Genomic DNA, 12,832 nt, shown 5'->3' on the forward strand with positions numbered 1-12,832 from the left:
CCCATGGCGGTACGTGCGGCAGTGGCCGGAGCGAGTGGATACGCGGGCGGAGAGCTCCTGCGTCTGCTCCTGGCGCACCCCGAGGTCGAGATCGGCGCCCTGACCGGCAACTCCAACGCCGGCCAGCGGCTCGGCGCGCTGCAGCCGCACCTGCTGCCGCTGGCCGACCGCGTGCTTCAGGAGACCACCGCGGACGTCCTCGCCGGGCACGACGTCGTCTTCCTCGCGCTGCCGCACGGTCAGTCCGCGGCCGTCGCAGACCAGCTCGGCCCGGACGTGCTCGTCGTCGACATGGGGGCCGACTTCCGCCTCAAGGACGCCGGTGACTGGGAGAGGTTCTACGGCTCCGCGCACGCCGGCACCTGGCCGTACGGCCTGCCCGAACTGCCGGGTGGCCGCGCCCGGCTTACGGGATCCAAGCGCATCGCGGTGCCCGGTTGCTACCCGACCGCCGTCTCCCTCGCGCTGTTTCCGGCGTACGCCGCCTCACTCGCCGAGGCGGAGGCCGTGATCGTCGCCGCATCCGGGACGTCCGGCGCGGGCAAGGCGCCCAAGCCGAACCTGCTGGGCAGCGAGGTCATGGGCTCCATGTCGCCGTACGGCGTCGGCGGCGTCCACCGGCACACCCCCGAGATGATCCAGAACCTCAGCGCGGCCGCCGGGGAGACCGTCTCCGTCTCCTTCACACCGACCCTCGCGCCGATGCCCCGCGGCATCCTCGCCACCTGCACCGCCAAGGCGAGGCCCGGCGTCACGGCCGAGTCCGTCCGCGCCGTCTATGAGAAGGCCTTCGCCGACGAGCCCTTCGTGTACCTGCTGCCCGAGGGCCAGTGGCCCGCCACGGCGTCCGTCTACGGTTCCAACGCCGTTCAGGTGCAGGTCGCGTACGACGCGGCCGCGGGCCGCATCATCGCGATCAGCGCCATCGACAACCTGACCAAGGGCACCGCGGGCGGTGCCGTCCAGAGCATGAACATCGCCCTCGGGCTTCCCGAGGAGCTCGGTCTCTCGACGATCGGAGTCGCACCGTGAGCGTCACGGCAGCAAAGGGATTCCTGGCGGCGGGCATCGCCGCCGGAATCAAGGAGAACGGCAACCCGGACCTGTCCCTCGTGGTCAACACCGGGCCCCGCCGCGCCGCCGCCGGCGTCTTCACCTCCAACCGCGTCAAGGCCGCTCCCGTCCTGTGGTCCGAGCAGGTCCTCAAGGCCGGCCAGGTCTCCGCCGTCGTCCTCAACTCCGGTGGCGCCAACGCCTGTACGGGACCGAAGGGCTTCCAGGACACGCACGCCACCGCCGAGAAGGCCGCCGAGGTGCTCGGTCTCGGCGCCGCCGAGGTCGCCGTCGCCTCCACCGGTCTGATCGGCATCCTGCTCCCGATGGACAAGCTGCTGCCGGGCATCGAGCAGGCGGCCGAGGCCCTGAGCGAGCACGGCGGCGAGAAGGCCGCCATCGCGATCAAGACCACCGACTCCGTCCACAAGACGTCCGTCGTCACCAAGGACGGCTGGACCGTGGGCGGCATGGCCAAGGGCGCGGGCATGCTCGCCCCCGGCCTCGCCACCATGCTGGTCGTCCTCACCACCGACGCCGACCTCGACAGCGCGGCCCTGGACCGGGCGCTGCGCGCCGCCACCAAGGTCACCTTCGACCGCGTCGACTCCGACGGCTGCATGTCCACCAACGACACCGTCCTCCTGCTGGCCTCCGGTGCCTCCGAAGTGGCCCCGGAATACGAGGAGTTCGCCGCGGCCGTACGGACCGTCTGCGACGACCTCGGCCAGCAGCTGATCCGGGACGCCGAGGGCGCCAGCAAGGACATCAAGGTCGAGGTGATCAACGCCGCGAGCGAGGACGACGCCGTGGAGGTGGGCCGCTCCATCGCCCGCAACAACCTCCTCAAGTGCGCCATCCACGGCGAGGACCCCAACTGGGGCCGCGTGCTCTCCGCGATCGGCACCACGAAGGCCGCCTTCGACCCCGAGCAGCTCAACGTCGCCATCAACGGCATCTGGGTGTGCAAGAACGGCGGCGTCGGCGAGGACCGGGAGAAGGTCGACATGCGCTACCGCGAGGTGCACATCGTCGCCGACCTCGCGGCCGGCACCGAGACGGCCACGATCTGGACCAACGATCTCACCGCCGACTACGTCCACGAGAACAGCGCGTATTCGTCATGAGCACTACTCGCAAGCACACCGCCCTTCCCAAGGCGCAGATCCTCATCGAGGCGCTGCCCTGGCTGGTGAGGCACAACGGCAAGACCGTCGTCATCAAGTTCGGCGGCAACGCCATGATCGACGAGGACCTGAAGGCCGCCTTCGCGCAGGACGTGGTGTTCCTGCACCACGCCGGCATCAAGCCCGTCGTCGTGCACGGCGGCGGCCCGCAGATCAGCGCCGCCCTCGACAAGCACGGCATCGTCAGCGAGTTCAAGGCGGGCCTCAGGGTCACCACCGAGGACGCCATGGACGTCGTCCGCATGGTGCTGGCCGGACACGTGCAGCGTGAGCTGGTCGGGCTGCTCAACCAGCACGGCCCGCTCGCCGTGGGGCTGACGGGCGAGGACGCGCACACCATCACCGCCGTCAAGCACCAGCCCGAGATCGACGGGGAGCTGGTCGACATCGGGCGGGTGGGCGAGATCACCGACATCGACACGGGCGCGATCGAGGCGCTGCTGGCGGACGGCCGTATCCCGGTCGTCTCGTCGATCGCCCGGAGCCAGGACGACCACCATGTCTACAACGTCAATGCTGATACGGCGGCTGCGGCACTCGCTGCTGCGTTGGGCGCCGAAACCCTCATGGTCCTCACGGACGTCGAAGGCCTCTACGAGGACTGGCCGCACAGCGACGAGGTGATCAGCCGCCTCACGGCCGCCCAACTCGAGAAGCTGCTGCCGGAGTTGAGCTCCGGCATGGTGCCGAAGATGGAGGGCTGTCTGCACGCCGTCCGCAACGGCGTGAACACCGCCCGCGTCATCGACGGCCGGGTCCAGCACTCGATCCTGCTGGAGATCTTCACCGACGAGGGCATCGGCACGATGGTCGTGCCCGACGAAAAGACGGACGCACAGGACGCACAGGGGGAGTCATGAGCAACGAGGAACTGACCGAGCGGTGGCAGGGCTCGCTGATGAACAACTACGGCACTCCGCGGCTGCCCCTCGTGCGCGGCGAGGGCACCAAGCTGTGGGACGCCGACGGCAAGCGGTACCTCGACTTCGTCGGCGGCATCGCGGTCAACGCGCTCGGCCACGCCCACCCGGCGATCGTCGAGGCGGTCAGCACGCAGATCGCCTCCCTCGGCCATGTCTCCAACCTCTTCATCGCCGAGCCGCCCGTCACGCTCGCCGAACGGCTGCTCCAGCACTTCGGCCGCGACGGCAAGGTGTACTTCTGCAACTCCGGTGCCGAGGCCAACGAGGGCGCCTTCAAGATCGGGCGGCTGACCGGGCGCAGCCACATGGTCGCCACCGACGGCGGCTTCCACGGCCGGACCATGGGCGCCCTCGCGCTCACCGGCCAGCCCGGCAAGCAGGAGCCCTTCCTGCCGCTGCCCGGTGACGTCACGCACGTGCCGTACGGCGACCCGCAGGCGCTGGCCGCCGCGGTCACCGAGGACACCGCGCTCGTCATCATCGAGCCGATCCAGGGCGAGAACGGGGTCGTGGTGCCCCCGGCCGGTTATCTGAAGGCCGCCCGGGCGATCACCGCCGCGACGGGCAGCCTGCTGGTCCTCGACGAGGTGCAGACCGGCATCGGGCGGACCGGGCACTGGTTCGAGTACCAGGCCCACGAGGGCGTCCTGCCGGACGTCGTCACGCTGGCGAAGGGGCTCGGCGGCGGACTGCCGCTCGGCGCGACGGTCGCCTTCGGGCGGGCCGCGGAGCTGCTGCAGCCGGGCCAGCACGGTACGACCTTCGGCGGAAACCCGATCGCCTGCGCGGCCGGGCTCGCCGTACTCGACACGATCGCGAACGAGGGGTTGCTGGAGAACGTCAAGCGGCAGAGCGAGAAGCTGCGGAACGGAATCGAGGGCGCCGACGGCGGTTCACGTCATCCGCTGATCGCACATGTCCGGGGTGCGGGCCTCCTCCTGGGTATCGTGCTCACCGAGCCGCTCGCGCCGAAGGTGCAGCAGGCGGCTCAGGACGCCGGGTTCCTGGTGAACGCGCCCGCCCCTGATGTCGTACGGCTGATGCCGGCGCTGAACCTCGGCGATGACGACGTGGACGCGCTCCTCCAGGCACTGCCCGGCATCCTGGACGTGGCCAAGGGGGACGGATGATCCGGAGAATGAGACGACGATGAGCCAGGCGCAGGAGCACGAGCAGACCGCGGGGCCTGCCGTACCGCAGACCCGCACCGCACGGCACCGCCGGATCGTGGACATCCTCAACCGGCAACCGGTGCGCAGCCAGAGCCAGTTGGCGAAACTCCTCGCCGACGACGGGCTGAGCGTCACTCAGGCGACGCTCTCCCGGGATCTCGACGAGCTGAACGCGGTGAAGATCCGCAACGCCGACGGAGACCTGATCTACGCGGTACCGAGCGAGGGAGGGTTCCGCACGCCGCGGGTCCCTCTCGGGGGGTCGGCGAAGGAAGAGCGGATGCGGCGGCTGTCGGCGGAGCTGCTGATCTCCGCGGAGGCTTCGGCGAACCTGGTCGTTCTGCGGACGCCGCCGGGTGCCGCGCAGTTCCTGGCCTCGGCCATCGATCAGGCCGAACTGCACGACATTCTGGGGACCATCGCGGGTGACGACACGTTGCTGCTGATCAGCCGGGATCCTCTTGGGGGGCAGGCGTTGGCGGATCATCTGCTGCGGCTGGCTCAGAACGGGAACGGGCACTGAGGGGGCGTGTGCGGGCGGGTGGGGGCTGGTCGCGCAGTTCCCCGCGCCCCTAGGTAGGTGCACTCACCCGAGTCGAGCTGCTAGGCGCCCCGTCAGCCCCCCGTCCAGCCGCGGGCAGTCGTGCCGCTGGGGCGGTACGGGTGGGCGCGGCGGCACCGACCCCGGGGCAGCCGCGCCGGTCACCCCAGCCGTGCCGCCAAGCCCCCCGTGCACCGCACCTCGTCGCCCGCCGTGATCAGGAGCGCCTCCACGTCCGGCAGCGCCTCCAACCACTCCAGGGCCTCCCGCGAACCCATCGCGAACGCCGCCGTCGCCCAGCAGTCCGCCCAGGTCAGGCGGGGGGCCACGACGGTGACCGCCAGCAGGTCGGTGACCGCGGAGCGGCCCGTGCGCGGGTCGACGATGTGGGTGCCCCGCTCGGCCGTCCCGGACGTGGCGACGGCCAGTTCGGGGACGCCCGACGCGGAGACGACGGCAGCCAGTCCCCCCGGCCGCAACGGATCCGACACCCCGACCCGCCACGGCCGCTCCGGCGCCGGCACGCCCAACAGCTGAACGTCCCCGCCGCCGTTGACGCTCACCCCGGTCGCCCCGGCCTCGGCGAGCCGTAGGGCGGCCCGCTCCGCGGACCAGCCCTTGACGATGCCGGTCGGGTCGAGGCGGCCCTCGTAGCGCATGCTGAACCAGCCGTCGCTGGCCCGCTCGGCCTCCGCGCCGAGGTCGAGCACCTCGGCGACCATCGGATCGCACTCCTCGACGGTCAGTTCCCCCCGGGCGAGCCGGGAGGCCTCGCTGTCGTCGCGGTACGTGCTGAACACCTCGTCGACCCGGTGCAGCCCGGCCACCGCCTCGCGCAGGGCCGCCTGTATCGCACCGGGATCCCCGCCGCGGACGTCGAAGGAGAAGACCGTCCCCATGACCTCCTCCGCATGACGTACCGCGGCGGGAGCTTGTGCCGAATCGGCCACCGTGTCAGCCACCGGCCTGGTCCAGGGCCGACTGCAGGGATTCCTTGTAGCCGGCGCTGGTGTAGGTGGCTCCGGAGACGGCGTCGATGTCGGCGGTGCCGGCGGCGATGGCTGCCTGGTTGAGTTTGGGTACGGCGTTGGCGGTGATCTGGTCGCTCTGGCCGCCCTTGGGTGCCTGGACGGTCTCGGCCTTGGTGATCTTGCCGTTGGCGACGGTGATGCGGACCTGGATGGCGCCGTACTGGGTGTCGACGGCGTCGCCGGTGACGGTCTTGGCGGCCTGGGCGTCGCCCGAGCCCTCCGCGGCACCCGACCCGGCACCCGACCCCGAGTCCGCCGGGGTGCCCGCCTGGTCCAGGGCCGACTGCAGGGACTTCTTGTAGCCGGCGCTGGTGTAGGTGGCTCCGGAGACGGCGTCGATGTCGGCGGTGCCGGCGGCGATGGCTGCCTGGTTGAGTTTGGGTACGGCGTTGGCGGTGATCTGGTCGCTCTGGCCGCCCTTGGGTGCCTGGACGGTCTCGGCCTTGGTGATCTTGCCGTTGGCGACGGTGATGCGGACCTGGATGGCGCCGTACTGGGTGTCGACGGCGTCGCCGGTGACGGTCTTGGCGGCCTGGGCGTCGCCCGAGCCCTCCGCGGCACCCGACCCGGCCGTGGAGTTGGCCTTGTCGATGGCCGACTGCAGCGACTGCTTGTAGCCGGTGCTGGTGTACGTCGCTCCGGACACCGCGTCGATCTGCGCGCTCTGCGCGGCCACGGTCGCCGCGTTCAGTTTGGGTACGGCGTCGGCGGTGATCTGGTCGCTCTGGCCGCCCTTGGGTGCCTGGACGGCCTCGGCCTTGGTGATCTTGCCGCCCGCGACGGTCAGCCGGACCTGGATGGCACCGTACTGGGTCTGGGCCGCGTCCCCGGTGACGATGCCGGTCCCGGCGGGCTGGGCGCCGCCCTGGGCCGACTGCCCCGCCGCCGGCGGCTGGGACGCGGCCCCGCCGGCCGCCGCGGAGGACGGATCGGACGACGGTTTCAGTGACAGGACCAGCACGACACCGGACACGGTGGCGGCTGTCGCGAGCACGACACGTCGGATGGGGTGACTCTTCCTCATTGCTTCCAAGCTCCTGAAGTCCCGTCGCTCACATCTCGAACGACTCGTGATGGATGCGGCGGGCGGGCACACCCGCGCCGCGCAGTGCTTCGTACACGGACTGCGCGAACCCGGGCGGGCCGCACATGAAAACGTCGTGGTCGTCGATGTCCGGCAGCTTCTGCCGCAGCCGCTCCGCCGAGATGTCGGGGCGTTCCCCGTCCGGGCTGTTGACCGCGTACATCAGCCGGGCCCCGCGCTCGTCCGCGATGGTCGCCAGCTCGTCCCACAGGGCCAGGTCCTGGGTGCTGTTGGCCCGGTAGAGCAGGGTGATGTCGCCGGACGCGCCGGGCAGTGTCTCGAACAGCGCCCGCATCGGGGTGATCCCGACGCCGCCCGCGACCAGCAGCACCTTGCCGCGGCTGCGGCGGGCGGCGGTCAGCGCGCCGTACGGGCCCTCGGCCCACACCTTGGTGCCGGGCGTCAGCTCGCGCAGTCGTTCGCTGTGGTCGCCGATCGCCTTCACCGTGATCCGCAGCATGTCGGGGCGGGGCGCCGCCGACAGCGAGTACGGGTGCGAGCTGAACCGCATGCCGGGTGCCAGGAACCGCCAGCGGAAGAACTGGCCGGCCTCCGCGCCCATCCGGTGCAGCTTCCGCCCGCCGATCAGCACCGACACGATGCCCGGCGTCTCCTCGATGACCGCCTCCACGTACATCCGGTGCCGCAGGTTGAGGCGGATCGGGGTGAGGATCCGGTACCAGATCACCAGCGCCGTCACCGAGCCGTACAGGCCGTACCAGACGGTCTTCGCGGCCGGTTCGACGACGAACTCGTTGCCGGTCGTGAGCTGGTGCCAGAACGTCAGGAACACCGCCGCGTACGTCAGCAGGTGCACGTGGTACCAGGTGTCGTACGGAATCCTGCGCCGGACCGGACCGATCGAGAGCAGCCCGATGACGAACAGCAGACCGGTGCCGATGGCGGCCTTGCCCATGTCCGGCAGCTGGTTGATGGAGTCCATCGTCTGCTGGACGATGTCGCCGAGGCCCTTGCCGGCCTGCAGGGCGTACCCCCACATGATCAGGAAGACGTGGGCGACCGTCAGACAGAGCGTGTAGCGGCCGCTCATCGCGTGCCAGCGCGCCACCCGGTCCGAGCCCACCCGGCGCTCCAGCGCGGGCACCCGGGCCATCTGCAGCACCACCAGCGCCATGAGGTAGCCGGCGAGCAGTCCGGTGATCCGGCCCGCGTTGAGGATCTTGCCGTTGTTGTCGCTGATCGACGGCGTGTTGGCCCACCACAGCCACACCACTCCCACTGCGCCGGCCCACACGGCGAGCAGCAGCAGGGTCGCCGGGGAGCGGCGCGGACGGATGCGGCGCATCGTCTGGCGGCGGGCGGCGCGGCCGCCTGCGAGCGTGGTGGTCACGGTTCCTCCGAGGGCGGGGCAAGGGGGGTGGCGTGGTCCCTTGGCCCTCAGATACGTGCCGCGACGCCGGTGTGTTCAGCCGCCTGCCGAGTCTCGTGCGGACTGGAGTGACTGGCGGTAACCCGTCACCCCGTCACCCCGTCTGCCATAGGCCATGTGCCATGTGCCATCTGCCGTCCGCCGTCCGGCTCAGTACCGGGTGATCGCCGTACGTCCGCTCACGGTCCCGATCGCGAGGTGCGGCTTCTTGCCGGGCTCGGCCCACCGCAGAATCCGCCGCATCGCATCCGCCGGCACGGACACACAACCGGCGGTGGCGCCGCGTCCGTCGACATGCAGGAAGATGCCGGCGCCCCGCCCCCGCACCGGCTCGGCGTAGTTGAAGCCGACGACCATCGCGTAGGCGTACTGCGTTCCGTACGAGATCAGCCGCTCGGCCTCCGCGGCCGCGCAGTGCGCGGGACGCGGCTCCACCCAGCGGTTGTAGGAGCGTGAGTCGTTGTCCTGGCACCACCAGGAGTTCTGCCGCACGGGCCGGTACTTGTACGTCGTCCCGCCCGGCGCGGACTTGATCCCGAACGCGTACGGCAGGTCGTACAGCCCGGTCGGTGTGGTGTTCGTGCCCTGCCTGCGGGAGGAGCCCTCCACCAGTCCGTTCGCCCCGAAGCGGGCCTTGGCGGACCCGGCCTTCAGCCACCGTCCGTCGCGCCGGTCCCACCACGTCACCGTGCCGGACGTCGAGCCGGTCTTCGCGGCCACGGCCGTGATCAGCTGGCTGCCGCCCCCGGTGTCGGCCATGCGCGCGGGCAGCGGCGGGTCGCTGCCCGGGGCGGCGCCTAGGACGAGGAGGGACGTGGACACCAGGGCGGCGAGGACAGCGGAGCGCATGGCAACGACCGTAGGGTCGCGCGGCGGCGACGGCACTGAGGCTGGGCCATTCGGGCCGGTGCCCCGGGTGCCGTCGCCGCCGATGTCACCGCTTGCTGCGGCCTCCGGGTTCAGGGGCCCAGCGGGTTGAGCAGGTCGGCCCGCTCCTTGAAGGCGTACAGCAGCAGGTCGGTCATGCCGAACGTGTCCTGGGCGTTCCGCTCGGCGACCGGGCTGAGGAACGGCCGCCAGAACGGGTCACGCACGAGGGAGTGACGGCTGCCTTCCATGGCGCGGTGGAACACCTCGGCGACGATGCGCCCGCCGACGCCCGTCAGCCGCCCGCTTCCGTTCACCTCGGCCTCGAGGAGGATGTAGAACCACAGCGGACAGTTCTCGGAGAGCTTCTTCCAGAGCCCGGGGCTGAGTTGGATTCCGCCGGCGTTCGCGAAGTCGGACGGCGCGAGCGGCTTCACGCCGAGGTACTGGGCCATCTGCTGACCTGTCGCCAGGCTCATCATGTTGGCCCGGGTGAGGTTGCGGAAGGCCAGGTTCAGCTCGATCGGGTCGGGCACCGGCCCGCCGCGGCCTCCGAAGGAGCCGAGCGGGAGGTCGGCCAGCGGATTGACCAGTAGGGGGTCGATCCGCTTGGCGAGGTTGAACTTCTCGGCCGGTACGACCAGGTCGTCACGGCCCGCCTCACCGAAGTCGAACAGGCGCCGGAAGTCGGCGATCCAGTTGGTGGGAAGCCGCTCGAAGAAGCCCGCCTCAGGTTCGGACCCGTCGTCGGGCGGCGGAGAGAGGATGCCGCTGGTCCCGGTGAACTGGAAGAGGAACCGCAGCGTGCCCGCGCCGTTGTCGAAGATCCGGTTCCAGTTGTACGCCCCGCGCACCATGCTGTGGCCCAGCCGGTAGGCGGCCACGGAGAACTCGATCGGCATGGTCGGGTACTCGTTCTCGCCCGGGCTCGGCTCGAAGAACGTGCGGCCCTGGGTGAACACCTCGTCGACGATGCCGGGGTCGACGATCCGGGGCAGGAAGTCGTGCCGCAGCATCCACTGGTAGTGCTTGACCACGGTTTCGCGTGCCGTCTCGAACACGACCGCACTCGACACACCCTTGTCGATCAGGTCGGCCACGACCCGGTTGTGGAACCGGATGAAGGCGCAGTGGACCTGCGCAACGACGAGGTTCTCGTCGTTGCGCCCGTCCGGGATCAGCGGTCGGCGCCGCTCGGAGATCAGCGAGCCGGCGCCCACCCGGGGCAGGTCGAAACCGCTGAGGGGCAGGCCCACGATGTGGTCCCCGTCGGGATCGGGCAGCCCCTGGGTCGTGCCGGTGCGCAGCCGGAGGCCGTCGTCCTCGTAGAACCGCCGGTCGAAGCGGTGGTCCGGGCCCAGACCGTAGAGGCTGTCGAGGTCCAGGGCGGGCGAGCGGCCCTGCAGGAGCTGGCCGAGCGTGACGTCGTCCTCCAGCTGCGTCGCCGTCGCGTCCAGGGTCAGGTCGTGGTCCACGAACTGGCCCAGATAGGTGAAGCCGGCCGGTACCGCGGGGTTGCTCGAGTCGGGCTGGGGCCCGGCCTTGGTCATCGCGGCGGCGAGTTCCTCGCGGTCGGCCCGGTCGAGAAGCTGGGCCGGCTCGGCCGGCGGGCCCAGCCGGGAGAACTGGAACTTGCGCAGGGCCGCGACGGTCGACGTCGGAAGCGGCTCCGCCGGGCTGCCGTTCGCGGAGCCGGCGAGGATGCCCTCGCCGACCACGAAGTAGGAATCACGGACATGGCGTTTGCTCTGAGGTTCGCGCGTTGGTCGGAACATGAATCCCCCATCTGTTCGTGCGCCCAGGTTAGGGGGCAAGCACGGCGGAAGGGAGAATTCCGTCAATATGCACAAGAAGCATGTGTATGTATAGATCAAATGAAAGGTACTAAATCGGGCGCAGTGGCAGCGGCAGCCCGGGGAGCCCGTCCATACTCGTGGCGATGTGGTCCTTCTTGGCGAAGTACTCGCTGAGCGAGTCGTCGTCCTCGCGGGCGAAGCGCTGCCCGTGCAGCTCGCGGTCGGAGTCGTACGACATGAACGGCACCGCGAACCCGCAGGAATCCCGGATGAGTTCGGCCCGTACGACGATGATCGCGCGCAGCCCGTGCGGGGTCGGGTCGATGTCGGGGAAGTGTGCGAGCAGTTCCTTGAAGCGCGGGTCGTCGCGGAACACCGGCTCGCCGCGGCCGTGTACGCGCACGATGTTCGGCGGGCCCTGGAAGGCGCACCACATCAGAGTGATCCGGCCGTTCTCGCGCAGGTGGGCGATGGTCTCCGCGGTGGATCCCGCGAAGTCCAGGTAGGCCACGGTGCGTTCGTCGAGGACCACGAACGAGCCCTTGAGGCCCTTGGGGGAGAGGTTCACCGTGCCGTCCCCGGACAGGGGGGCCGACGCGGTGAAGAAGAGGGGCTGCTCCTCGATGAACGTGCGGAGCCGGCCGTCTATGCGCTCATAAGTCTTTCCCATGTCTAACGATTATGGGTGCAAGTCTTTCGCCTGTCTAATGAATAGCGAGGTCCGCTTCGCGGACGAGTCCGTGGCCGCCCCGGCCGGCGCTCACACGGGGCGGCCACAGCGCCTGTCAGGTCACTCGGTGACCGTGCAGGCGGCCAGGGACTCCAGGCCCGCGGGCTTCTCGGCGGTACGGCCGATGGAGATGGCGATGCGGTCGATGGTCGACACGCGCTTGTCCGCCAGCGGGCCGAGGATGGCGTTCTGGACGAAGTTGGGGCCGCCCTGGCCGACGGTGTCGACGAGTCGCTTGTTGGCCTCGTCGATCTGAGTCTGGAGCAGTGCGAGGTTGCGGTCGACCTCGGCCTGTGCGGTGGCCGGGATCGCGGGCAGCTGGGACGCGACGTCCGGGCAGCTGATGGCGCCCGCCGCGCCGGCCTCGCCCGTGTCGCCCGCCTCGCCGGTGTCCTCGCCGGCCTCCCCGGCCGCGGTCTCGCTCGGCGTGGCCTCGACCTCGCCGCCGGCCTCCTCGCCCGCGCCCGCGTCCTCGCCCGCCTCCTCGCCGGTCTCGGCGGCGCCGTCCGCGTTGAGCGCGCACGGCGCGAGCGCGTCGAGGCCGGCCGGCTTCCCCGCCGTACGGCCGATCGCGGTGGCGATGCGGTTGACGGTGGCGATCCGCTTGTCCTCCAGGGGGCCGAGGATGGCGTTCTGGACGAAGTTGGGGCCGCCCTGGCCGACGGTGTCGACGAGTCGCTTGTTGGCCTCGTCGATCTGGGTCTGGAGCAGTGCGAGGTTGCGGTCGACCTCGGCCTGTGCGGTGGCCGGGATCGCGGGCAGCTGGGACGCGACGTCCGGGCAGCTGATGGTGCCGGGCCCGGCCAGCGTCCGGGCGTTCGTGCTGCCGCTCTTCGATCCCGCCGACTCCCCGGCGAGGGCGGAACCGGCGATGACCGCGCCGGTCATGACCACCGCGGCGGCGCCGCCGATCAACGCGACGCGACGCTTGTTGTACTTCGGAAGAGCCCTGGACATGCGGATGCCTCACTCGGGTCAGGTGGTCTCGGTAGTGACAAACGCGGCGCCTGCGTTCGGCGAGAGATACGGGAAAGCGGTTTCCCGTGTTCAAACCCCGG

Annotated in this window: 12 protein-coding genes; 5 read left to right on the forward strand and 7 right to left on the reverse strand. The window is 70.6% G+C overall.

All coding sequences use genetic code 11. From position 1 onward, the window contains the following. Positions 1-3 precede the first annotated feature (3 nt). Genes argC through OG252_RS40330 form a run of 5 tightly spaced genes read left to right on the forward strand, consistent with a single transcriptional unit; the run spans position 4 to position 4,858 of the window. Positions 4-1,032, forward strand: coding sequence for an N-acetyl-gamma-glutamyl-phosphate reductase (argC, locus tag OG252_RS40310; RefSeq protein WP_329342393.1), 1,029 nt, complete (start codon positions 4-6; stop codon positions 1,030-1,032). Then, positions 1,029-2,180, forward strand: coding sequence for a bifunctional glutamate N-acetyltransferase/amino-acid acetyltransferase ArgJ (argJ, locus tag OG252_RS40315; protein ID WP_329342395.1), 1,152 nt, complete (start codon positions 1,029-1,031; stop codon positions 2,178-2,180). Before argC ends, argJ begins: the two co-directional genes overlap by 4 nt. Beyond that, positions 2,177-3,100, forward strand: a complete 924-nt coding sequence (gene argB, locus OG252_RS40320) for an acetylglutamate kinase (protein WP_266442749.1) — start codon at positions 2,177-2,179, stop codon at positions 3,098-3,100. The genes argJ and argB overlap by 4 nt, the downstream gene beginning before the upstream one ends. After that, entirely contained in the window at positions 3,097-4,293 is a 1,197-nt protein-coding gene (locus OG252_RS40325) for an acetylornithine transaminase (RefSeq protein ID WP_266442750.1), read from the forward strand. The genes argB and OG252_RS40325 overlap by 4 nt, the downstream gene beginning before the upstream one ends. A gap of 19 nt (positions 4,294-4,312) precedes the next feature. Next, positions 4,313-4,858, forward strand: coding sequence for an arginine repressor (locus OG252_RS40330; RefSeq protein ID WP_329342397.1), 546 nt, complete (start codon positions 4,313-4,315; stop codon positions 4,856-4,858). Positions 4,859-5,037: 179 nt separating this feature from the next. Here the strand turns inward: OG252_RS40330 and OG252_RS40335 are convergent, their stop codons facing one another. The 7 genes from OG252_RS40335 to OG252_RS40365 form a co-directional block, all read right to left on the reverse strand. Further along, positions 5,038-5,775, reverse strand: coding sequence for an FAD:protein FMN transferase (locus OG252_RS40335; RefSeq protein WP_329342399.1), 738 nt, complete (start codon positions 5,773-5,775; stop codon positions 5,038-5,040). 55 nt (positions 5,776-5,830) lie between these two features. Next, positions 5,831-6,931 carry an FMN-binding protein gene (locus tag OG252_RS40340; protein ID WP_329342401.1) on the reverse strand — a complete coding sequence of 367 codons (1,101 nt, stop codon included), beginning with the start codon at positions 6,929-6,931 and terminating at the stop codon, positions 5,831-5,833. 28 nt (positions 6,932-6,959) lie between these two features. Next, entirely contained in the window at positions 6,960-8,342 is a 1,383-nt protein-coding gene (locus OG252_RS40345; protein WP_266442761.1) for a ferredoxin reductase family protein, read from the reverse strand. 189 nt (positions 8,343-8,531) lie between these two features. Continuing rightward, positions 8,532-9,230: a L,D-transpeptidase family protein gene (locus OG252_RS40350; protein WP_329342404.1), complete on the reverse strand. Its 699-nt coding sequence runs from the start codon at positions 9,228-9,230 to the stop codon at positions 8,532-8,534. Positions 9,231-9,340: 110 nt separating this feature from the next. Next, complete coding sequence (locus tag OG252_RS40355; RefSeq protein ID WP_329342406.1) at positions 9,341-11,023, reverse strand: peroxidase family protein; 1,683 nt, start codon at positions 11,021-11,023, stop codon at positions 9,341-9,343. A 109-nt stretch (positions 11,024-11,132) separates the two neighbouring features. Further along, positions 11,133-11,714: a pyridoxamine 5'-phosphate oxidase family protein gene (locus OG252_RS40360; RefSeq protein WP_266442774.1), complete on the reverse strand. Its 582-nt coding sequence runs from the start codon at positions 11,712-11,714 to the stop codon at positions 11,133-11,135. 120 nt (positions 11,715-11,834) lie between these two features. Beyond that, positions 11,835-12,731: a hypothetical protein gene (locus OG252_RS40365; RefSeq protein ID WP_329342408.1), complete on the reverse strand. Its 897-nt coding sequence runs from the start codon at positions 12,729-12,731 to the stop codon at positions 11,835-11,837. Between the last annotated feature and the right edge of the window lie 101 nt (positions 12,732-12,832).

The organism is Streptomyces sp. NBC_01352, assembly GCF_036237295.1.
Taxonomy (GTDB): Bacteria; Actinomycetota; Actinomycetes; order Streptomycetales; family Streptomycetaceae; genus Streptomyces; species Streptomyces plumbiresistens.

Bases quoted from the DNA above. Each gene is read 5' to 3' on its own strand.
- argC (WP_329342393.1), top strand. From the start codon at position 4: ATGGCGGTACGTGCGGCAGTGGCCGGAGCGAGTGGATACGCGGGCGGA.
- argB (WP_266442749.1), top strand. From the start codon at position 2,177: ATGAGCACTACTCGCAAGCACACCGCCCTTCCCAAGGCGCAGATCCTC.
- OG252_RS40325 (WP_266442750.1), top strand. From the start codon at position 3,097: ATGAGCAACGAGGAACTGACCGAGCGGTGGCAGGGCTCGCTGATGAAC.
- OG252_RS40330 (WP_329342397.1), top strand. From the start codon at position 4,313: ATGAGCCAGGCGCAGGAGCACGAGCAGACCGCGGGGCCTGCCGTACCG.
- OG252_RS40335 (WP_329342399.1), bottom strand. From the start codon at position 5,775: ATGGGGACGGTCTTCTCCTTCGACGTCCGCGGCGGGGATCCCGGTGCG.
- OG252_RS40340 (WP_329342401.1), bottom strand. From the start codon at position 6,931: ATGAGGAAGAGTCACCCCATCCGACGTGTCGTGCTCGCGACAGCCGCC.
- OG252_RS40350 (WP_329342404.1), bottom strand. From the start codon at position 9,230: ATGCGCTCCGCTGTCCTCGCCGCCCTGGTGTCCACGTCCCTCCTCGTC.
- OG252_RS40355 (WP_329342406.1), bottom strand. From the start codon at position 11,023: ATGTTCCGACCAACGCGCGAACCTCAGAGCAAACGCCATGTCCGTGAT.
- OG252_RS40360 (WP_266442774.1), bottom strand. From the start codon at position 11,714: ATGGGAAAGACTTATGAGCGCATAGACGGCCGGCTCCGCACGTTCATC.
- OG252_RS40365 (WP_329342408.1), bottom strand. From the start codon at position 12,731: ATGTCCAGGGCTCTTCCGAAGTACAACAAGCGTCGCGTCGCGTTGATC.